This is a genomic window from Konateibacter massiliensis, assembly GCF_900184995.1.
GTDB lineage: Bacteria > Bacillota > Clostridia > Lachnospirales > Lachnospiraceae > Lachnotalea > Lachnotalea massiliensis.
Genome location: NZ_LT860099.1, coordinates 1,638,882 through 1,659,446, shown reverse-complemented (window position 1 = coordinate 1,659,446; position 20,565 = coordinate 1,638,882). Strand labels below are relative to the sequence as shown.

Sequence of the window (20,565 nt, the reverse complement as noted above, 5' to 3'; positions counted from 1 at the left end):
TTGAAAAGTAAATGAGGTGATACAAATGCTGATTGAGAAAGAAAACGTGCGAAAAACATTTCAGGAATATGTGAAAAATTATAATGACGAGGACCCAAGAATCAAGCTGAAGATTGATCATACCTACCGCGTGGCAGCCCTCTGTAAAAGAATCGCGGTATCTCTTGAGATGAGTGAGGAAGAGATTGAGCTTGCATGGCTGATCGGGATGCTGCATGATATCGGAAGATTTGAGCAACTTAAAAATTATGGCACCTTCATGGATGCAAAATCTATTAATCATGCCCAATATGGAGTAAAGCTGCTGTTTGAGGACGGACTTATCCGCAGGTTTATAGAAGACGAGCGGTATGATACTATCATCAGAAAAGCAATCTGGTATCACAATGCCTACCTATTGCCGCAGGATTTTGATGAAAGAACAATGCTGTTTTGCAATCTGATTCGTGATGCGGATAAAATAGATATTTTAAAGGTGAATGTTGAGATACCTTTGGAGACGGTATATGATTTTAGTGAAGAGGAAATCAGAAATTCTGTTGTAACAGCGGATGTTATGGATGGCTACATGAGCCACAGGGCAGTGGAGCACAAGCTGAAAAAAAGTCCGCTCGACTATGTGGTGGGACATATCTCTCTCGTTTTTGAGCTGGTTTATCCCATCAGTCTTAAAATTGCGGAGGAGCAGGGATATTTGAGGCAGCTTTTACACTTTAAGGTGGAAAATGAGATTGCAAAGCAGCAGTTTGAAAAGCTGGAGAAAGAGATGACAGAGTATATTCGTTTTGCGGGGTAAGGTCGGAAAAAATCGTAGGTGTTGCTTGTTGAAAAACATTCAATAAAATGTTAGAATAAAAAGTATCCAAATTAATACAGTTATTTGTGAAAATTTGGTAAATTCTGTTTAAAACGGAAAAGTAACTGACAAATAAAATGTGAAGAACAGGAGTGGTAAAATGAAGGAATTAAAAGGTAGTAAGACCGAAGCAAATTTAATGGCTGCTTTTGCAGGAGAATCACAAGCACGTAATAAGTATACCTATTACGCATCAAAGGCTAAAAAAGAGGGCTATGTTCAGATTGCTGCATTATTTGAAGAAACAGCAAATAACGAGAAAGAGCATGCGAAAATATGGTTTAAGCTTTTAAAGGACGGAATTCCGGACACAATTGCAAACTTGAATGATGCGGCAGACGGCGAAAACTATGAGTGGACTGATATGTATGCAACTTTTGCCAAGGAAGCAAAAGAAGAAGGCTATGACAGAATTGCATATTTATTTGAAGCAGTGGGAAAAATCGAAAAAGAGCATGAGGAAAGATACAGAAGACTTCTGGCTAACATCGAAGAAGGCATTGTATTCTCAAGAGACGGCGAGATGATTTGGCAGTGCGCAAATTGTGGACATATTGTAGTCGGCAAAAAAGCTCCTGAAGTCTGTCCGGTATGTGACCATCCAAAGTCATATTTCCAGATTAAAGCTGAAAACTATTAAGAGGCAGTTGATAAAAAGAATGGGAGGCAGTGTATATGCTTAGCCAAGAAATTGTAGATAAAATAACAGCGCAAATAAATTTCGAATTATATTCGGCATACATTTATTTGGATATTTCTAATTATTATGCAGATAATAATCTGGATGGCTTTGCAAACTGGTTCAGAATCCAGACGCAGGAAGAGCGTGACCATGCAATGCTGTTTATGACCTATCTGTTAAACAACAGTGCGCAGGTAAAATTAAGCGACATAAAAGCACCGAATGTCACCTACACAGATTTTCGTCAGCCTACAGTGGCAGCTTTGGAGCATGAGCTCAAGGTGACAGAAAAAATCCATGACATTTACGGAACTGCTTATGAGCTGAAGGATTTCAGAACAATGCAGTTTTTGGATTGGTTTGTGAAGGAACAGAACGAGGAGGAGAAGAATACAGAGGATATTATTAAAAAATATGACTTGTTTGGAAGCGATCCAAAGAGTCTGTATCTTTTGGATTCGGAGTTGGCAGCACGTGTATACACGGCACCTTCCTTAGTACTGTAAGATAAATAAAATATAAATGTTGCTTTTTCACAAAAGATGTGCTAAATTTTAACTAGTTAGTTCAAGCTAACTTCGTGAATAAATCATTTTAGATTCTTTTCGCCCTAATTGACACATTAGGGCGGAATGAAATCCAAAGAAAGGGTGTCGTTAATGAATTATTTAGAAATTGAAAAAGTAATAGGAAGAGAAATTATTGATTCGAGAGGAAATCCTACTGTGGAGGCTGAGGTACATTTGGCTGACGGTACGATTGCAAGAGGAGCTGCACCAAGCGGTGCTTCAACAGGCGAATTTGAGGCTTTGGAATTAAGAGATGGAGATAAAGGAAGATTTGGCGGTAAAGGTGTAGGAAAGGCAGTAGAGAACATCAATACAGCTATCAATGATGCACTCGTTGGAGTAGATGCTTCTGATATCTATTTAGTTGACAAAATTATGATTGATTTGGACGGAACAAAGGACAAGTCTAAGTTAGGTGCAAATGCGATACTTGCAGTGTCAATTGCAGTATCAAGAGCAGCAGCAACCTCAATGGACATTCCGTTATATCGTTTCTTAGGTGGTGTGAACGGAAACAGACTTCCGGTTCCGATGATGAATATCTTAAATGGTGGTGCACATGCGGCAAACACAGTGGATGTTCAGGAATTTATGATTATGCCGGTAGGAGCAGAGAGCTTTAAGGAAGGCTTACGCTGGTGTACTGAGGTATTCCATGCGCTGGCAGGATTATTGAAATCGAAAGGACTTGCTACCTCCGTTGGTGATGAAGGTGGCTTCGCACCGGATCTCGCAAGCGACGAGGAAGCAATTGACTATATTTTAGAGGCAGTGAAGCTTGCAGGCTATGAGCCGGGCAAGGATTTCGTGCTTGCGATGGACGCAGCTTCCAGTGAGTGGAAGAGCGGCACAAAGGGAGAATATTTTCTTCCGAAGACCAAGAAGAAATTTACTTCCGCAGAGCTTGTAGCACATTGGAAAGATCTTTGTGAGAAATATCCGATTTACTCCATCGAGGATGGTCTTGATGAGGAAGATTGGGAAGGCTGGCAGCTCATGACGAAAGAGCTTGGCGATAAAGTTCAGCTTGTAGGCGATGACTTGTTCGTAACAAACACAGAGCGTCTGAAAAAAGGTATCGATTCAGGCTGCGGTAATTCCATTTTGATTAAGTTAAATCAAATCGGTTCCGTATCCGAGACATTAGAAGCAATTAAGATGGCGCATAAGGCTGGATACACAGCAATTTCCTCACACCGTTCCGGCGAGACAGAGGACACCACAATTGCAGATTTGGCAGTTGCGTTAAATACATGCCAGATTAAGACCGGTGCACCAAGCAGAAGCGAGCGTGTGGCAAAATACAACCAGCTTCTTCGCATCGAAGAGGAGCTTGGAGCAGGAAGCGTTTATCCGGGCTTTGGAGCATTTAATATTAAATAATGCAAATATTATAAGTAATATAAAATAAGCAAATCTCCGACAAAAGGAGATTTGCTTATTTTGATATTTGCCAAATTGAAGAAGTGATTTTATTATTAACTTATCAAAACGCATCCGACAAAATCTGATAAATCGGTGCCCCTTCGCATTGGTCAGGCATTCTCGTGCCAAGCAGCGCTGATATCGTAGGTGTGACATCCACCTGTCGGATAACACGTTCTGTTATAAAATCATGTTTGATTCCTGCTCCGGCAGCAATAAAGACCGGTGATACGGAGGTGTTGAAATACCCTTGGGCGGTGGTGAGACCGTCCCCATGGAGGCGGTTGAAGCCCTCCTCAATCGTAAAGAAAATATCGCCGCATTCTTCGCCGTTTGTGCCGAGCAGCACAGCATCCTTATTGCGAAGTGCAATACCGACAACGCGCTTTCCGGTAGCCTCATCTCTGTAACGATACAAGTCAGATATGATTTGTTCCTCCAAATTATATTTGTCCGCCGGGTCCACAATTCCGTGTTTATCCCTGCCTTTTAAATTGACATAAATATAATTGCTTCGAATCTGAACCGCTCGTGTCTTTTCCCAGTCAATCTCATCTAACTTATTGCCGTCGGCATCCTTCTTTAAGACGGTATATCCCAAATCCTCCATGACCTTTGTGTTGAGTCCCGCATACTCCCCAAGAATTGGCGGTACGTTTTCGCCGACTAAAAGCCCGTGATCGGAGACGATTAAAACAGTATAGCCCTTATCCAGATATGGCAGAAATCTGCCCAGATATCGGTCGGTCTGCTCATAAAAGCGTTCAATTAAGCCCTGATATAGCTTCTCGTTTGTGTGCTTCCAAGGCTCCAAGGTTTTGCCTAAGTGCCAAATCTGATGACCGGCACAGTCTACATTGTGGAGATGGCTTAAAACAACGTCATAATTTTCCTCATCTAACAGATGAATGAGGCAATCTGCCTGCCACTGACTGTAAATATCCCAAGAAGGTTCAAAAATCTGCTCTACCAATTCAAAATCTTCTCCTCCAATCAGGCTGACAGGAGGGATGTGTCCCACTTTCTCCACGATATTCTCGTGCAGGGAGGCAGGATGCCAGAGCATGTTGTTGGTCGTGTCCAAAGCATTGCTGATCCAGAGCCGAAGTGTCGTTCCGTCGGGACTTAGCTCCAAAATCTTGTAGGAGCGGTGGCAAGGCTTGGTGACGTTGTTTTTGGTTGTGTTGTCGATGCTTCCGGTCACCATTTTGCCCTGTGGGATAAGAGCAAACGGCTCTTTATCCTCCTTGGAGCGGTACAGACTGACGGTATCGTAGATGCTGTCTTGATTTTTGGTAATCAGTCCGTAGCGTGTTTCCTTACCGGCTGAGACGAGAATGGTAAATTCCAAAGCGCCTTCCGGTGCAGCTTTCCAGCCTGATGCCGGAGTAATCGGAGAGAAAATCATATCGTAGGCAACCTTTGCCCCAATCATCATTTCGGTGTCGCCTAAATCCTTAATGTAGGTTCGGATTTCACCGCCTTTTCGCGCCTCATCTCCCCACCAAAGCTCCATCATCAAATCCTCTTCCGCATCATCGATGGACAGAGCCTCCTTCATATCGGTAATGTTACAGCCGACTCCGGCAGCCTTCTGCGTGTGAGGGATGAACTTAATATTTTTTATATCGGAAGAAGCATAAATTACCTTTTCCCAATCCATCTGTGCCACACCCATATTGACAGAGCCGGGCTGCGTGCCGTCCACAACGCTCAGAAGCTGGTTTTTGGAGGTTGGAGGCCATGAAGAACCCGGCCAGTGCCAGATAAGTGTTTTTAAACCGGCTTCCACTGTGGTATTCCAGACCGGCTCCGCTTTACAATTTCTGGAGTCCATATTATAGACAACCGCATCAAGGCTGTCCGGAGACTGCCGCCAGTAGCAGGTGATGCCGTGTGTTCCCGGATAGGCTCCGGTGGCAAGGGTGGTCCAGCAAGGCGGTGTGATGGTAGGGTGTGCCCCCAGCATATCCAGATTTTCTCTGGCAGCCCCCCTTTCCAGAAACTTCTTAATATGAGGCAATCGCCCGGCGTCCACCAATCGTTTGGTTGTAAGCGGGTCCATGCCGTCGATGCCTAATACAATTAATTTTTGAGTGCTTGGTTGTCTTTTCATTTCATAAGCTCCTTTATTATTTTAATTTGCAACCCTACAGTATATGTTAACTGTTATTTAATTCATACAATTCAGATATGAAATAGATTATATATGATTTCACCAAGATTGAATAGCGTTAATTGCAGATATGGGGTATCAAAAACTATGATAATCCAGTGTGCTGTCCTGCAAAAAATATAAAAAGCTGCTTGACGAAACGCGTATGTAAAACTATACTATACTAAACATATATGAATAGTATAAAAGGAGGCGTATATTTTGAAGTTTGAACAGCTATATTACTTTAAGGAAGCGGTAAAATACAATTCCATATCCATTGCGGCGGAAAAAAATTATATGTCGCAGTCCTCTGTCAGCTACGCCATCAGCAATCTGGAAAAGGAGCTGGGAATCGATCTTTTAAGGAGGACGAATACCGGCGTAACCCCTACCGCCACGGGTGAGAGGATACTTGAAAAGACTGAGGAGATATTCAAATCGCTCGACGAGATAACGGGATTGGTCAAAGAGCAGAAAAACACGGGTGAAGTAAATATAACCTGTATTCCTTGTATTTGTGACTGGATTATTCCGAAGACGCTGCAATATTTAAATGAAGCTGCGGCAGATATTTTGCTTTCCGTGACAACCTCAGAAAGCGACCGTGTGGCACATAACGTATCGTCCGGCATTTCAGGTTTTGGGATACTCATTCACTATGACGGACTGGAGAGAAATACAGATTTAAAATATACCCCTCTGTTTCGGGATGAATATATGCTTTACGTGGGAAAGAACTCTCCTTATTGGGAGGCGGACAGCATTTCCTGTGAAGAGTTTAGGAAGCTGCCCTATATTGCCTATCAGGATGAATTCAAAAAGTACAACGGCGGACTCACAAATATATTGGGAGCGAATAAGTTTCCGAATATTATTTTCAGGACCGACAATTTGGATTCTATTAAAAGCATGATTACGCAAAATGATTATGTGGCTCTTTTTCCGAAGCATATGTCGGAACATGATTTCTATATTCAAAGCGGAAGGATACACAGAATTCCGATATCTGACCAAGACCTAAGCTTTGAGGTGGGATATGTCGAGAGCTTAAAATACAAGGCAAAGAAGATTGACCATCTTGTACTGAACGTGATAAAAGGTATGACGGAGAGGATTTAAAATGGTGTGAGCTTTGCTCACACTCCGCACCCGAGCAAGTTGCGCAGCAATAACTTTTATTTTGCGAGGTGTGCATAATATTTTTCATATGCCAGGAAATTGCAGTTTGATTTCCTGGCATATGAAAAAATTAAATACCCCATAAGCAACAATGGAGGGTTCCATTTTGAATAAAATTGGTTTAAAGTACTCACATCAAATCATACTAATCATACTAGTATACTATGAAAAGGAGGGAGAGCTATTAAACATAAGCAAAGAAACTTCGGCATCAGCATTCTGACAGGCGTTGTCATTTTTATTTTCTGGGTCATCGCCACATGGAATGACAAAATATCCGGTATTCTGTTTCCGACACCGCTTCAGGTGTGGAATACATTTGTGGATTTACTTCAAAACGGATATAAGGGCTATGCATTGTGGGAGCATCTGTTTGCAAGTCTTAGAAGATTGTTCATCGCCTATCTGATAGCGGTAGTCACGGCAATTCCATTAGGACTGTTCAGCGGCTATTCGGAAAAGATAAGAGCCGTGTTTGAGCCGGTTATCGCATTTATCAGACCGCTTCCGCCGCTTGGCTACTACACAATCATCATATTGTGGATGGGTATCGGAGACAGTTCCAAGATTGTATTGCTGTATTTAGGGGCATTTGCACCGATTTACCTTTCTTGTGTGGCAGGTGTGACGAGAGTGAAGCAGGATTATCTAAACCGTGCCAGAACATTAGGCGCCGACAAGAGCCAGATATTTTGTTACGTTATATTTCCTGCGGCACTGCCGGATATCTTTGTAGGGCTCAGAAATGCTATGAGTATTGCCTACGCAACCTCGGTCGCCGCAGAGATGGTAGCCGCCACAACAGGAATTGGCTGGATGGTACTGGACGCAAGCAAATATTTGAGGAGTGATGTTATATTCGTAGGCATTATTATTATGGGTATCACGGGAATTCTATTGGATAAAGTTTTACTTTATCTAGAGAAAAGAATTGTATTTTGGAAGGGCAAAAATTAACGGAAATTAGAGGAGGAAACATTATGAGAGCAATGAAAAAAGTGAAAACATTATTAATAACCGGATTGATACTGGCAGCAGGAAGCCAGCTGGCGGCATGCGGTACCAAGGAGGCAGCCACTTCTGCCGAACAAACAGCGACAGAGGCATCGGCAGAAAGCAAAGCAGATACATCAGCGGATGCAAACGTTGACCCGATTACAGGCGAAACTTATCCTGACGTAATCAATGTGGGAATCATTGAGGGAGGACCAGAATCAGCAATCTTAATCCAGCAAAATTTTCTGGAGGGCATTGATGTCAAGGTAAATGCGGTAAACTATTCCGCGGGAACAGATATCAACAATGCGGTGGTAGCAGGTGATGTGGATGTGGCATCGTTTGGCTCTTCCCCGATTGCGCTTGGACTTGCAAACGGAATTGATTACAAGGCTGTTTTTGTCAGCTACCTTTCCGGTGGAAATATTGAGGCACTCGCCGTTAAAAATGATGCTGGGGTCAGTTCAGTGGAAGAGTTAAAGGGCAAGACAATAGGTGTTCCATTTGGAACAACCGCACATTATGCTCTGTTAAAAGCGCTGGAGATTGCAGGACTTACCGCGTCTGACGTTACCTTGCTTGACATGGGAGGTGCAGATATTGCGGCAGCTTGGACGAGAGGCGATATCGATGCAACCTACATTTGGAGTCCGGCACTTGATGAGGTGTTAAAGGACGGCACAATCCTCACAAACGACGGTGAGCTTGCAGAGCAGGGAATCAGCATTCCGGAAATCGCAGTGGCAAGAACAGAATTTGCAGAAAAATACCCTACATTAGTAAACCAGTATGTAAAAGCATTGCTCAACGTATATAGCGCAATTCAAAACAACGCAGACCAGTCTGTAGCCGATGTGGCAGAGTGGGAAGGTGCAACGGAGGAAAATGCGAGGGGGCAGGTCAATGATAATATATGGGTATCTGGTGAAGAACAGTTGACCGACGACTACCTTGGTACCTCAGCCGGCAAAGGAAAGCTTGCAGAGACATTGAAGACAATTTCTGATTTTCACAAGGAACAGGGAAATATCGGTACTTCTCCTGAATTGTCAGCCTTTGAAGCTGCAATTGATCCGTCCTATGTGGAGGCAGCATTAAAATCCAACGAATAAAAGAGGGATGAGTATGAGCGTCGAAAACTTTTTTGAAACAAACAATGAACTGCTATCAATGGAAGAGGTTTCTTTGTTCTATGACGAGGGAGAAGGAAACGTCCCTGCAATTGAAAATATTAATGTTAACATTTATTCCGGACAGTTTGTCTGCGTCATGGGACCGAGCGGCTGTGGAAAGAGTACGCTTTTAAATATACTGGCAGGCTTTATCACCCCGACGACCGGAACCGTGAAGTTAAACCAGAACGAAATAAAAGGAGTCGATTCTCACAGGGGTGTTGTGTTCCAGCAGCCGCCTCTCTACGAATGGTTTTCGGTTCGCCAGAACATTGCATTTGGTCCGAAAATGCAGAAGGTGCCCAAAAACGAAATAACCAAAGCGGTGGAGGAATATTTGGAGGAAGTCGGATTGACAGAGTTTGCGGATAAAAAGGTGTATGAATTATCCGGAGGCATGAAGCAGAGGGCAGCCATTGCCAGTGCCTTAATCAATAATCCGGAAATCTTGCTGATGGATGAGCCGTTTGGTGCATTGGATGCTCTGACAAGAGAGCAGATGCAGAGTCTGATTCGAAAGATATGGTGGATTTCAGGAAAAACAATATTTTTTATCACACATGATGTGGACGAAGCACTCGCTTTGGGAACCCGTATTCTTGTAATGTCTAAGCATCCGGGAAAAATAGTGGCAGATTTTGAAGTGGATTTTACAAAGTCCTACATGGAAGACAGTACTGACGATGCAAGATATACGGAGAGCTTCCATCAAAAGAGAAACTATATATTAAAGCTGATAAACGACCAACAATAAATTAATTCTAAAAATTATCGAAAATATTACAAAAATGAATAGGAACAGATGGAAAGTTTGTTGCAAGATGTGGTATAATAATATAAATTGTCACTAAGGAGGCGTTTTGGGATGAAAAAACATAAATTTTGGTCAACGGCTATGCTTTTTTGCCTTGTTATGACGTTTTATACCGGGTATAAACACAAATAAGATAACGGAGGAATGAATATGTTGGATTGTTTAAAATGCATTGATTGGAAGAAGACAGGAATTTTTGCAGCAGGTGTGTTATTTGGAACGGCTGGTATCAAGGTTTTATCCAGCAAGGATGCAAAGAAATTCTATACCAATACGACAGCGGCAGCACTCAGAGCGAAGGAATGTGTGATGAAGGTCTCCAACGACATTCAGGAAAATGCTGAGGATATTCTTGCGGAAGCAAAGCAGATTAATGAAGAGAGAGCTGCAGAGCAGGAAATTCAGGGAGACAGCGATACAGCAGAATAATTGAGCGGCGAATAACACCTGCATGGTTGCAGGTGTTTGTTGTATGATAGGAATTTCTTATTATACAATATATTCTGTTTTGAAAGGAGAAAGCCATGAGATTTATTATAAAACACGAAATAAAGGGGCGCCTTCGTATTCATGCGGTCCAAGAAAAAATGACCTTTCAAGAAGCTGATACGCTGCTTTACTATATGCACAACATGAAGTTTGTAACCTTTGTCAAGGTGTACGAGCGGACCGGAGACGCTGTAATCAACTATGTCGGAGACAGAGAGCAGGTTATAACGGCATTGAAGGAGTTTCAATATGAGAACGTACAGGCGCCGGCAGGGCTTATTGAAAATTCGGGAAGAGCCTTAAATGCGCAATATCAGGAAAAGCTTATTTTTAAGGTATTGATGCGTTTTGGCCGAAAGCTGTTTGTACCGGCGCCGATCAGAACGCTCTATACCACGGTGAACGCTTTGAAATATATTTATCAGGGTGTAAAATCTCTTGCCAAAGGAAAGATGGAGGTTGCGGTTCTGGATGCAACGGCAATCGGCGTATCGGTTGTGCGAGGTGACTTGGAAACGGCAGCTTCGATTATGTTCTTGCTTGGTGTCGGGGAGCTTTTGGAGGAATGGACACATAAGAAATCGGTCGATGATTTGGCTAGAAGTATGTCCTTAAACGTAGAAAGGGTATGGCTTTTAGCTGACGGGAAAGAAGTGCTCGTGCCATATACTGATATTCGTGTCGGAGACAAGGTCGTTGTCCATATGGGCAATCTGATTCCGTTTGACGGCAAGGTAGTGGAAGGAGAAGCCATGATTAATCAGGTTTCCCTGACAGGTGAGTCTCTTCCGGCAAGAAAAAGTAAGGACGGCTTTGTCTATGCAGGAACAGTTGTAGAGGAAGGAGAGCTGACCATTCAGATTGAGGAGGTCGGCGGCTCCAGCAAATTTGAAAAGATTGTCACCATGATTGAAGAGTCAGAGAAATTAAAATCATCGCTTGAGAGCAAGGCAGAGCATCTTGCGGACAGGCTTGTTCCTTATACATTACTCGGCACGGGACTTTGTTATCTGCTGACAAGAAATGTGACAAAGGCATTGTCTATTTTAATGGTGGATTTTTCCTGCGCCTTAAAGCTTGCCATGCCGATCTCCGTACTCTCTGCGATTCGCGAGGCAAGTCTCTATCACATTACGGTGAAGGGCGGAAAATATTTGGAATATGTTGCGGAAGCGGATACGATTGTATTTGATAAGACGGGAACGCTCACAAAGGCAAAGCCTTCTGTTGTATCAGTTATCTCCTTTAACGGTGAGGAGCCGGATGAGCTGCTTCGTATTGCCGCCTGCATTGAGGAACATTTCCCTCATTCTGTTGCAAAGGCAGTTGTACATGCGGCGAAGGAAAAGAATTTAGAGCATGAGGAAATGCATTCCAAAGTGGAATATATTGTGGCACATGGAATATCTACGACACTCTATGAAAAGAAAACGGTAATCGGAAGCTACCATTTTGTATTTGAGGATGAGAAATGCACGATACCGGAAGGAATGGAAGAGAAGTTTCAGGAATTGCCCAAAGAGCACTCTCATCTCTATCTGGCAATTGAGAATAAACTTGCGGCGGTCATCTGTATAGAAGATCCGCTTCGCGAGGAGGCAGAGGCAGTGGTTAACTCTCTTCGAAAGGCAGGCATCCGCAAAATCGTCATGATGACGGGAGACAGCGAGAGGACTGCAAGGGCGATAGCCGAGCGTGTGGGAGTGGACGAATATTATTCTGAGGTACTGCCGGAGCATAAAGCGAAATTTATAGAAGAAGAATGCGCCAAGGGCAGAAAAGTCATTATGGTTGGAGACGGTATCAACGATTCTCCGGCGCTCGCGGCGGCGGATGTGGGAATTGCTATAAGTGATGGGGCAGAGATTGCAAGAGAGGTAGCAGATATCACGATAAGTGCGGATAATCTGTTTGAGATTGTCACGTTAAAGTTGATCAGTGACTCGTTGATGAAGAGGATTAGCAGCAACTATCGTTTCATTGTAGGCTTTAACTCTGGTCTGATTCTTCTCGGAGTTACCGGACTTATCCAACCGACTGCATCGGCATTGCTTCACAATACGTCTACGCTGGTAGTCAGCGTAAACAGCATGAAAAATCTGTTGACAGAATAAGAATAGAGAACGCATAAAAAACCAAGTGTCTTCCTAAAAAGGAGAGATACTTGGTTTTTTATTCATGGTAAATGAAGTTGTTTTTAGCTTCATCTTGTTTAATTCAATTTAACATACGTTTTGATTGCCTCAAAGCTTTCCTTGCTAATCACATGTTCAATTTTACAAGCATCATCCAAAGCAATTGTCTCATCCACACCAAGCTTAATCAGCCAGGCGGAAAGGAACTGATGGCGTTCATAAATCATTTCGGCAATCTCTTTTCCTGAATCCGTTAAGTAAATAAATCCTGCATCGGTAACCGTGATGTGATTCTTTTCACGGAGGTTTTTCATCGCGATGCTCACACTTGATTTTTTAAAGCCAAGTTCATTGGAAACATCAACAGCGCGAACAACAGGCAGCTGCTTGCTTAATACTAAAATCGTTTCTAAATAATTTTCAGCAGATTCATTAATCATATTAATACCCCAAATCTCATCATAAACTTTGTTTCGAGTAACCTTTTCAAGTATATCATAAAAGTAAAATTATTTCAAATTTTATACAAAGTTCTTGACAACTAATGCTAGTTAGAATATACTAAATAGTAGGAAAATGATAATCATTATCAACTTTAAAAGAGAAAGAGGATGATACTATGCCTTTAACAATGGTAAAAGCAGGAGAACCGAGCGTTATAAAAAAGGTTGGCGGAAAAGAAGAAACAAGAAGATTTTTGGAGAACCTTGGATTTGTGACAGGGGGAACTGTGACGGTTATTTCCGAAATAGGCGGAAATATGATTGTTAATGTGAAGGATTCCAGAGTTGCAATTGGTAAAGACATGGCAAACAAGATACTTGTTTAAAGCGGAATGATTGACAGAACCAATAAAGAAGGAAGGGAGCCTTTATGAGAACATTAAAAGAAGTAACCATCGGCGAGACGGTAAAGGTTAAAAAATTAACAGGCGAAGGACCTGTGAAAAGACGAATTATGGATATGGGAATTACAAAAGGCGTAGAAGTCTTTGTAAGAAAAGTGGCCCCACTTGGAGATCCGGTTGAAGTGACAGTAAGAGGATATGAATTATCTCTTAGAAAAGCTGACGCAGAGATGATCGAAGTGGAATAATTTTTGTTAAGGGGTTAGTCTGGACTAACCAAAATGACAAGAATATGAGTAATTTGGAGAGAACAATAGCCATAGAGCAGAAGGAGTTTTGAGATGTCAATAAAAATCGCACTTGCAGGTAATCCAAACTGCGGAAAAACAACATTATTTAACGCGTTGACAGGATCCAATCAATTCGTTGGTAACTGGCCGGGCGTAACCGTTGAAAAAAAGGAAGGAAAGCTAAAGGGTAATAAAGAGGTTATCATCATGGATTTACCCGGAATTTATTCTTTATCTCCTTATACGCTGGAAGAAGTGGTAGCGAGAAACTATCTCATTGGCGAGAGACCGGATGCTATTTTAAATATTGTGGACGGTACAAATATCGAGAGAAACCTGTATCTTTCCACCCAACTGATGGAGCTTGGTATTCCGGTTATCATGGCAGTCAACATGATGGACATTCTGGAAAAAAACGGAGAGAAAATACATATTGATAAGCTTAGTAAACGTTTGGGCTGTGAAGTAGTGGAGATTTCCGCCTTAAAGGGTACGGGAATTAAGGCAGCAGCGGAAAAAGCGGTAAAGCTTGCGCAGAGTAAAAACGCAGCGGTTCCGGTTCATGAGTTTGCACAGGGCGTTGAAACGGTAATTCAAAGCGTTGAGAATAAATTAGGAAATGATATTCCACAGGAGCAAAAGAGATTTTTTGCAATCAAGCTTTTGGAAAAGGATGACAAGATTCAGAGTCAGATGAAGAGCATTCCGGATGTGGAAGCAGATATCCAGAAACTTGAAACAGAGTTTGACGATGATACGGAAAGCATCATCACAAATGAGAGATATACCTATATTTCCTCTATCATTAACGAGTGTGTGACAAAGAGTAAGTCAAGAAATCTGACCCCATCTGATAAGATTGACCAGATTGTGACAAATAGATGGCTTGCACTTCCGATTTTTGCAGTTATTATGTTCTGCGTATACTATGTATCCGTGACGACAGTCGGTACATGGGCGACAGACTGGGCAAATGACGGCGTGTTTGGTGATGGCTGGCACTTATTCGGTATCGAAGCTCTCTTTATACCGGGTATCCCTGCTATTTTTGACTATATTTTATCTGCAATCGGTACAGCAGACTGGCTGAACAGTTTGATTTTAGATGGTATTGTAGCCGGTGTCGGAGCGGTACTGGGCTTCGTTCCTCAGATGCTTGTGCTGTTTATCTTCCTTGCATTTTTGGAGGCTTGCGGCTATATGGCGCGAGTTGCGTTTATTATGGATAGAGTTTTCCGTAAGTTCGGACTTTCCGGAAAATCCTTTATTCCTATGTTAATCGGAAGCGGTTGTGGTGTTCCTGGAATTATGGCTTCCAGAACAATCGAAAGCGACCGTGACAGAAAAATGACAATTATGACGACAACCTTTATCCCTTGCGGTGCGAAACTCCCTATTATCGCATTAATCGCAGGAGCATTGTTTGGCGGAGCACCTTGGGTTGCACCGAGTGCATATTTTGTCGGTATTGCGGCAATTATCTGCTCCGGTATTATCTTGAAGAAAACAAAGATGTTTGCAGGAGATCCGGCACCGTTTGTTATGGAGCTTCCGGCTTATCATATGCCTACAGTAGGAAATATTTTAAGAAGTATGTGGGAGAGAGGCTGGTCCTTTATTAAGAAGGCAGGTACTATCATCCTTCTTTCCACAATTGCGTTGTGGTTCATGATGAGCTTTGGTTTTGTGGACGGACAGTTTAGAATGTTGGATACTTTAGAGTTAGATCATAGTATTTTGGCGAAAATTGGCGGAGCAATCGCTTGGATTTTTGTACCTCTTGGCTGGGGCGACTGGAAGTTTGCAGTGGCAGCGGTAACGGGACTGATTGCCAAAGAGAACGTAGTCGGAACATTTGGTGTTTTGTTTGGTTTTGCGGAAGTGGCAGAGGACGGAACCGAAATATGGGGAAGCCTTGCAGCAAGCTTAACAACGATTGCGGCATATTCCTTCCTTGTGTTTAATCTTCTTTGTGCACCTTGTTTTGCGGCGATGGGCGCGATTAAGAGAGAAATGAACAATACAAAATGGTTCTGGTTTGCAGTCGGATACCAGACATTGCTGGCATATGTGGTGTCCTTGTGTGTATTCCAAATCGGAACACTTGTGACAACCGGAGCATTCGGTATCGGAACCGTAGTTGCATTCTTATTGATTATTGGTTTTGTTTACCTACTGTTCAGACCGTACAGCCAGAGTAAGACACTAAAAGTTGATATGAAAAAAACGGCGAAAGCCAAATAGCGTACACGCTGGTTGATAGATGGGAGGAATTTATGGCCCGGAATAAAAATAGTGCAGGTAAGGTAAGGCAAGACAGCGATAGCTATTTAAGAACCCAAATGCAGCGGGATATTATCATAGAGCGGCTGAAGGAAAACGGCTGCAGAATAACCAAGCAAAGACTTTTGCTACTGGGGGTTATTCTCGAAAATGAGTGCTCAAGCTGTAAAGAAATTTATTATAAGGCGTCCAGCATCGACAGAAACATCGGAAGTGCGACGGTATATCGCATGATTAATAAATTAGAGGAAATCGGGGCTATCAGCCGGAAAAACATGTATAAAGTTGCATGCTCTGACAAATGTGAGCTGGAGGATGTGTGCACGATTGAGCTGGATGACAGCACGGTATATCATTTTTCAGCCAAGAGCTGGAACAGCGTGATTAAAGAAGGCTTAAGAGTGTGTGGCTATCTGGATAACCAGAATATTCAAAATGTCATAGTAAGACAATGCGATTGTGCTGGGGAAGTATGCAAGTAGTTGAATACAAATAAAATTGCAGGCAAATTTGCTTGTTATGAATAGAAAAAGTGATATTGGGAATGAAATCCTAGTATCACTTTTTTTTATCGAGAAATAATGCTTATTGATAAAATGAAATCATTAATTATATTGACAAAATCAATATAATTAGATAATATAAACGTAAGTTAGGTATAACTAACCAGAGGAGGAAAAATGAGCCACGATGTATTGCAGATAATCAAAAATATGAATATGAGAGATTTGGAAATACAGATAGCCATCCAGTGCGCTCCCTTACTGAGCGGTATCAAGATATCCAATTTGCTGATTGTTCATAGGAGCAATGCAAAACATGTCATAGAACTGTTTCAGGACAGTGGAATTTCATTTTCTATCCTATGCAAAAGAGAAGAAAAGATAACCTTTTTATTATACCGCGAGACGGAATTGACAGAGTATCTTCTTCAAAAGGAAGCAAGAGAGCTGCTGAAGCTGCTTGGCTATGGGTATTGTGACTTATACGGATTTCTTATAGCACTCAGATTAAAGTACGAGCAGTACATGGGAGGAGGAGATACATTCCCTCATGAGCTTGGGTTAGCACTTGGCTATCCGGTTGAGGATGTCTATGGCTTTATTGTAAACAAGGGACAAAAACCTTTGCTGGTCGGCTATTGGAAGGTGTATGAAAATGCAGCGGAGAAACAAAAGATATTTGAGCAATTCAATGAGGCAAAGGAAACGATGATACGCTTGGTTTCACAGGGGGCAAGCATACTGGACATAATTGGATATGGTTCGGCTTATAACTATTCTAGGAGGATAAGAGGATGAGTAAAATTAGTGTAATTTTTTGGTCACAGACAGGTAATACAGAAGCAATGGCAAATGCAATCGGTCAGGGAGTAACTTTGGCTGGTAAAGAGGTTGAGGTTTTGGAAGTATCACGAGCTTCAGCGGATGCCTTAAAGGAAGCGCAGGTATTTGCACTGGGATGTCCGGCAATGGGCTCAGAAGTGCTTGAGGAAGACGAGATGGAACCGTTTGTGGAAGAGGTGACCAAGTTCGTATCCGGCAAGCATGTGGCGCTATTTGGCTCCTATGACTGGGGTGACGGAGAATGGATGAGAGACTGGGAAGCAAGAATGAAGGAAGCCGGTGCCATCCTTGTAGGTGGAAAAGGGCTGATATGCAATAATGACCCGGGAGATGATGTGCTGGCACAGTGCGGCGAGCTCGGAAAAGAACTGGCAGCGCTGTAACACAATTTGACCGCTGCCGAAAGGCGGCGGCAAAACAAAAGATAGATAGAAAGGGGTATTTATGAGCGTTGTAATTATCGGAGGGCACGACCGTATGGTCTGTCAGTATAAAAAGATTTGCAAAGAGTACAAGTGTAAAGCTAAAATTTTCACAAAGATGTCAGGAAAATTTGGGGAGCAGATTGGAAGTCCCGATGTCATTATTTTGTTTACCAATACGGTTTCCCATAAAATGGTACGCTCCGCATTGGCGGAAGCGGAAAAGAAAAATACTGATGTAGTACGCTGCCATTCCAGCAGCGGCAATGCTTTGAATGATATATTAGAGACACTCTGTAAGGCGGAGTAAGACAAGTTGAATAAAAAGATAGAATTTTAGGCACTCATTTGTTTAGAAATGAGTGCCTTTGTTATGTAAACTCGTAGAGTGAAGGTAGTTGTTCCTAACACACTATTCCTAGTAAAATAATATAGAATATCGGCGAAAAAAAGAGAAAAATTGATATATTTTTAACAAAATAGACTTTATTTCTTCTTAATAATATAGTAGAATATACATATATTTTGGGAAGGAAGGTATAAAATGTTGGAACAATCGTATTATGGCAAAGCAGATGAAATTATTGCACAACACGGTAGAACACAGAGAGCACTGATTCCGATTATTCAGGATATTCAGACTTTTTATCGATATCTACCAGCCGAATTGTTAAGTTATGTTGCGAAACAATTGGGAATTAACGAGGCAAAGGCTTACAGTGTCGCAACGTTTTACGAAAATTTTTCATTTGAGGCAAAGGGAAAATATGTAATCCGTGTCTGTGATGGCACAGCCTGTCATGTTAGAAAATCTTCATTGATTTTGGACAGACTGTATAAAGAGCTAAACCTGACAAAAGAAAAACATACAACAGAGGACATGCTGTTTACACTGGAAACCGTATCCTGTCTGGGAGCATGTGGACTAGCCCCTGTGCTTACTGTCAATGACGAGGTATATCCGGCGATGACACCAGAAAAAGTAAGCGAGCTGATCGGAGAACTGAGGGGGGCAGAGGCATGAAATTAGAGACAAGAGAAGACCTTCAGAAGGAAAGAATACAGGCAATAAATAAGATGAAAAAAGAAAATTGCCGTATTTTAATTTGTGCCGGAACAGGATGTCTTGCAGGTGGTTCAGGAAAAATTTACAACAAGCTGAAAGAGATGGCAAAAGGGGTAGAAGGCGTTACACTGGAATTTGCCGAGGAAGCAGCACATGTCGGCGTTCACCCAAGCGGATGCCATGGCTTCTGTGAAATGGGACCGTTGGTGAGAATTGAGCCTTGGAATTATCTTTACATAAAAGTGAAGGAAGAAGATTGCGAGGAGATTTTTAACACGACTGTTCTGAAGGGTGAACCGGTAGAACATTTGATGTACCAGCAGGACGGAAACGTATACAAAGAACAGGAAAGCATTCCGTTCTATGCAAAGCAGACAAGACATGTCCTGAAAAACTGCGGACATATCAATGCAGAGGATATTGGAGAATATATAGCAGCAGGCGGTTACAGCGCTTTGGAAAAGGCTCTGTTTGAGATGAAGCCGGAGGATATCGTAAATGAAATAAGTGAATCAAACCTTCGCGGACGCGGGGGCGGCGGCTTCCAGACAGGCTATAAGTGGAAGCAGGTAGCAAGACAGCAGGAGAAAATTCGCTACGTTGTCTGTAACGGTGATGAGGGCGATCCGGGTGCATTCATGGATCGAAGCGTTATGGAGGGTGACCCTCATAAGATGCTTGAAGGTATGGCGATTGCCGCATATGCGGTAGGTGCTCAGGAAGGTTATATCTATGTGCGTGCGGAATATCCGCTGGCAATCAAGCGTTTGAAAATCGCAATAGAAGAAGCAGAAAACAGCGGATTGCTGGGTGAAAATATTTTAGGCTCCGGTTTTAACTTCCGTATCCACATCAACCGCGGAGCGGGTGCCTTTGTCTGTGGTGAGGGTAGTGCTCTGACCGCCTCCATTGAGGGCGAGAGAGGTATGCCTCGTACAAAGCCGCCTAGAACCGTAGAACAGGGACTTTTTGGAAAGCCTACCGTTTTAAATAACGTAGAGACCTACGCCAATGTTCCAATGATTATTCAAAACGGAGCAGGCTGGTATCACGAAATCGGAACGGAGAACAGCCCGGGAACAAAGGCATTTGCCATCACGGGAAGCGTAAATAACACCGGTCTGATTGAGGTTCCGATGGGAACGACTCTGCGTGAAATCGTATACGATATCGGCGGCGGTGTAAAAAATGATGCAAACTTCAAGGCAGTACAAATCGGTGGACCGTCCGGCGGCTGTCTTGTGTTAGATAATCTTGATGTAAAGCTGGATTTTGACTCCTTGTCAAAGCTCGGTGCAATGATTGGCTCCGGCGGTCTCGTAGTTATGGACGAAGGAACCTGTATGGTTGAGGTTGCACGTTTCTTTATGAACTTTACCCAGAACGAAAGCTGTGGTAAATGCGTACCTTGCCGTGAGGGAACAAAACGAATGCTGGAAATCTTAGAGCGCATTGTGGCAGGAAACGGAACCTTGGAGGATTTGGATACGTTGGAGGAACTTGGTGAAGCGATTACGGCAACGTCTCTGTGTGGCTTAGGAAAGAGTGCGGCATTGCCGGTACTCAGTACCTTGAAGAATTTCCGCAAGGAATACGAGGATCATGTAGTAGACAAACGCTGTAAGACGGGCAACTGTCAGGCAATGGTGCGTTACATCATCAATCCGGAAACATGTAAGGGATGTTCCAAGTGTGCGCGCAACTGTCCGGTAAATGCAATCAGCGGAAAAGTAAAGGAACCATTTATCATTGATATTGACACATGTATCAAATGCGGTGCTTGTATTGAAAACTGTCCGTTTGATGCAATTTATACAGAAAACTAGGAGGAAGGTT

General features: G+C 42.6%; 22 protein-coding genes. 20 read left to right on the top strand and 2 right to left on the bottom strand.

Going from position 1 to position 20,565, the window contains the following annotated elements; all coding sequences use genetic code 11:
- The first annotated feature begins 25 nt into the window (after positions 1-25).
- The 4 genes from CTY48_RS13425 (at position 26) to eno (ending at position 3,490) form a co-directional block, all read left to right on the top strand.
- Entirely contained in the window at positions 26-796 is a 771-nt protein-coding gene (locus CTY48_RS13425; protein ID WP_099468989.1) for an HD domain-containing protein, read from the top strand.
- A 160-nt stretch (positions 797-956) separates the two neighbouring features.
- A complete protein-coding gene (gene rbr, locus CTY48_RS13420; RefSeq protein ID WP_099468988.1) occupies positions 957-1,496 on the top strand; it encodes a rubrerythrin in 540 nt (179 codons plus the stop codon).
- A gap of 35 nt (positions 1,497-1,531) precedes the next feature.
- Positions 1,532-2,044, top strand: coding sequence for a ferritin (locus tag CTY48_RS13415; RefSeq protein WP_099468987.1), 513 nt, complete (start codon positions 1,532-1,534; stop codon positions 2,042-2,044).
- A 153-nt stretch (positions 2,045-2,197) separates the two neighbouring features.
- On the top strand, positions 2,198-3,490 hold the full coding sequence (gene eno / locus CTY48_RS13410; RefSeq protein ID WP_099468986.1) for a phosphopyruvate hydratase: 1,293 nt from the start codon (positions 2,198-2,200) through the stop codon (positions 3,488-3,490).
- A 103-nt stretch (positions 3,491-3,593) separates the two neighbouring features.
- Here eno and CTY48_RS13405 read toward each other — a convergent pair whose 3' ends face one another.
- A complete protein-coding gene (locus tag CTY48_RS13405) occupies positions 3,594-5,648 on the bottom strand; it encodes an alkaline phosphatase family protein (RefSeq protein ID WP_099468985.1) in 2,055 nt (684 codons plus the stop codon).
- A gap of 261 nt (positions 5,649-5,909) precedes the next feature.
- Here CTY48_RS13405 and CTY48_RS13400 point away from each other — a divergent pair, with 261 nt between their 5' ends.
- The 7 genes from CTY48_RS13400 to CTY48_RS13375 all read left to right on the top strand — a co-directional run bounded on the left by CTY48_RS13400 (position 5,910) and on the right by CTY48_RS13375 (position 12,454).
- Positions 5,910-6,809: a LysR family transcriptional regulator gene (locus tag CTY48_RS13400; protein WP_099468984.1), complete on the top strand. Its 900-nt coding sequence runs from the start codon at positions 5,910-5,912 to the stop codon at positions 6,807-6,809.
- A gap of 381 nt (positions 6,810-7,190) precedes the next feature.
- Positions 7,191-7,826 (top strand): ABC transporter permease, encoded by a 636-nt coding sequence (locus tag CTY48_RS13395; protein ID WP_236354931.1) that lies wholly within the window; start codon positions 7,191-7,193, stop codon positions 7,824-7,826.
- A 23-nt stretch (positions 7,827-7,849) separates the two neighbouring features.
- Positions 7,850-8,977, top strand: coding sequence for a taurine ABC transporter substrate-binding protein (locus CTY48_RS13390; RefSeq protein WP_099468982.1), 1,128 nt, complete (start codon positions 7,850-7,852; stop codon positions 8,975-8,977).
- A 13-nt stretch (positions 8,978-8,990) separates the two neighbouring features.
- The gene (locus tag CTY48_RS13385; RefSeq protein ID WP_099468981.1) at positions 8,991-9,791 is read left to right on the top strand and encodes an ABC transporter ATP-binding protein; all 801 of its coding nucleotides are present in this window, start codon (positions 8,991-8,993) and stop codon (positions 9,789-9,791) included.
- A gap of 111 nt (positions 9,792-9,902) precedes the next feature.
- Positions 9,903-9,983 carry a DUF6219 family protein gene (locus tag CTY48_RS20095; protein WP_408609854.1) on the top strand — a complete coding sequence of 27 codons (81 nt, stop codon included), beginning with the start codon at positions 9,903-9,905 and terminating at the stop codon, positions 9,981-9,983.
- A gap of 18 nt (positions 9,984-10,001) precedes the next feature.
- Positions 10,002-10,280, top strand: a complete 279-nt coding sequence (locus tag CTY48_RS13380) for a DUF6110 family protein (RefSeq protein WP_099468980.1) — start codon at positions 10,002-10,004, stop codon at positions 10,278-10,280.
- Positions 10,281-10,375: 95 nt separating this feature from the next.
- Positions 10,376-12,454: a heavy metal translocating P-type ATPase gene (locus CTY48_RS13375; protein ID WP_099468979.1), complete on the top strand. Its 2,079-nt coding sequence runs from the start codon at positions 10,376-10,378 to the stop codon at positions 12,452-12,454.
- 98 nt (positions 12,455-12,552) lie between these two features.
- On the opposite strand, the gene CTY48_RS13370 is transcribed toward CTY48_RS13375, so the two are convergent.
- Positions 12,553-12,915, bottom strand: a complete 363-nt coding sequence (locus CTY48_RS13370; RefSeq protein WP_099468978.1) for a metal-dependent transcriptional regulator — start codon at positions 12,913-12,915, stop codon at positions 12,553-12,555.
- 179 nt (positions 12,916-13,094) lie between these two features.
- Here CTY48_RS13370 and CTY48_RS13365 point away from each other — a divergent pair, with 179 nt between their 5' ends.
- From CTY48_RS13365 to nuoF, 9 genes are all read left to right on the top strand, one after another.
- A complete protein-coding gene (locus CTY48_RS13365) occupies positions 13,095-13,304 on the top strand; it encodes a FeoA family protein (protein WP_099468977.1) in 210 nt (69 codons plus the stop codon).
- A 44-nt stretch (positions 13,305-13,348) separates the two neighbouring features.
- Positions 13,349-13,570 (top strand): FeoA family protein, encoded by a 222-nt coding sequence (locus CTY48_RS13360; RefSeq protein ID WP_099468976.1) that lies wholly within the window; start codon positions 13,349-13,351, stop codon positions 13,568-13,570.
- 93 nt (positions 13,571-13,663) lie between these two features.
- A complete protein-coding gene (feoB, locus tag CTY48_RS13355; RefSeq protein WP_099468975.1) occupies positions 13,664-15,856 on the top strand; it encodes a ferrous iron transport protein B in 2,193 nt (730 codons plus the stop codon).
- Between the two features lie 32 nt (positions 15,857-15,888).
- Complete coding sequence (locus tag CTY48_RS13350) at positions 15,889-16,377, top strand: transcriptional repressor (protein WP_099468974.1); 489 nt, start codon at positions 15,889-15,891, stop codon at positions 16,375-16,377.
- A 198-nt stretch (positions 16,378-16,575) separates the two neighbouring features.
- Positions 16,576-17,196, top strand: a complete 621-nt coding sequence (locus CTY48_RS13345; RefSeq protein WP_099468973.1) for a DUF3793 family protein — start codon at positions 16,576-16,578, stop codon at positions 17,194-17,196.
- Positions 17,193-17,624, top strand: a complete 432-nt coding sequence (locus CTY48_RS13340) for a flavodoxin (protein ID WP_099468972.1) — start codon at positions 17,193-17,195, stop codon at positions 17,622-17,624. Before CTY48_RS13345 ends, CTY48_RS13340 begins: the two co-directional genes overlap by 4 nt.
- A 61-nt stretch (positions 17,625-17,685) precedes the next feature.
- On the top strand, positions 17,686-17,973 hold the full coding sequence (locus tag CTY48_RS13335) for a DUF2325 domain-containing protein (RefSeq protein ID WP_099468971.1): 288 nt from the start codon (positions 17,686-17,688) through the stop codon (positions 17,971-17,973).
- Positions 17,974-18,207: 234 nt separating this feature from the next.
- The gene (locus tag CTY48_RS13330) at positions 18,208-18,687 is read left to right on the top strand and encodes a complex I 24 kDa subunit family protein (protein WP_099468970.1); all 480 of its coding nucleotides are present in this window, start codon (positions 18,208-18,210) and stop codon (positions 18,685-18,687) included.
- Positions 18,684-20,555 (top strand): NADH-quinone oxidoreductase subunit NuoF, encoded by a 1,872-nt coding sequence (gene nuoF / locus CTY48_RS13325; protein WP_099468969.1) that lies wholly within the window; start codon positions 18,684-18,686, stop codon positions 20,553-20,555. Before CTY48_RS13330 ends, nuoF begins: the two co-directional genes overlap by 4 nt.
- Positions 20,556-20,565 lie beyond the last annotated feature (10 nt).

Coding starts and splice junctions, on each gene's coding strand:
- CTY48_RS13330 (WP_099468970.1), top strand. CDS start 18,208: ATGTTGGAACAATCGTATTATGGCAAAGCAGATGAAATTATTGCACAA.
- CTY48_RS20095 (WP_408609854.1), top strand. CDS start 9,903: ATGAAAAAACATAAATTTTGGTCAACGGCTATGCTTTTTTGCCTTGTT.
- CTY48_RS13350 (WP_099468974.1), top strand. CDS start 15,889: ATGGCCCGGAATAAAAATAGTGCAGGTAAGGTAAGGCAAGACAGCGAT.
- CTY48_RS13360 (WP_099468976.1), top strand. CDS start 13,349: ATGAGAACATTAAAAGAAGTAACCATCGGCGAGACGGTAAAGGTTAAA.
- CTY48_RS13405 (WP_099468985.1), bottom strand. CDS start 5,648: ATGAAAAGACAACCAAGCACTCAAAAATTAATTGTATTAGGCATCGAC.
- feoB (WP_099468975.1), top strand. CDS start 13,664: ATGTCAATAAAAATCGCACTTGCAGGTAATCCAAACTGCGGAAAAACA.
- eno (WP_099468986.1), top strand. CDS start 2,198: ATGAATTATTTAGAAATTGAAAAAGTAATAGGAAGAGAAATTATTGAT.
- CTY48_RS13380 (WP_099468980.1), top strand. CDS start 10,002: ATGTTGGATTGTTTAAAATGCATTGATTGGAAGAAGACAGGAATTTTT.
- rbr (WP_099468988.1), top strand. CDS start 957: ATGAAGGAATTAAAAGGTAGTAAGACCGAAGCAAATTTAATGGCTGCT.
- nuoF (WP_099468969.1), top strand. CDS start 18,684: ATGAAATTAGAGACAAGAGAAGACCTTCAGAAGGAAAGAATACAGGCA.
- CTY48_RS13345 (WP_099468973.1), top strand. CDS start 16,576: ATGAGCCACGATGTATTGCAGATAATCAAAAATATGAATATGAGAGAT.
- CTY48_RS13375 (WP_099468979.1), top strand. CDS start 10,376: ATGAGATTTATTATAAAACACGAAATAAAGGGGCGCCTTCGTATTCAT.
- CTY48_RS13390 (WP_099468982.1), top strand. CDS start 7,850: ATGAGAGCAATGAAAAAAGTGAAAACATTATTAATAACCGGATTGATA.
- CTY48_RS13385 (WP_099468981.1), top strand. CDS start 8,991: ATGAGCGTCGAAAACTTTTTTGAAACAAACAATGAACTGCTATCAATG.
- CTY48_RS13340 (WP_099468972.1), top strand. CDS start 17,193: ATGAGTAAAATTAGTGTAATTTTTTGGTCACAGACAGGTAATACAGAA.
- CTY48_RS13370 (WP_099468978.1), bottom strand. CDS start 12,915: ATGATTAATGAATCTGCTGAAAATTATTTAGAAACGATTTTAGTATTA.
- CTY48_RS13335 (WP_099468971.1), top strand. CDS start 17,686: ATGAGCGTTGTAATTATCGGAGGGCACGACCGTATGGTCTGTCAGTAT.
- CTY48_RS13415 (WP_099468987.1), top strand. CDS start 1,532: ATGCTTAGCCAAGAAATTGTAGATAAAATAACAGCGCAAATAAATTTC.
- CTY48_RS13425 (WP_099468989.1), top strand. CDS start 26: ATGCTGATTGAGAAAGAAAACGTGCGAAAAACATTTCAGGAATATGTG.
- CTY48_RS13365 (WP_099468977.1), top strand. CDS start 13,095: ATGCCTTTAACAATGGTAAAAGCAGGAGAACCGAGCGTTATAAAAAAG.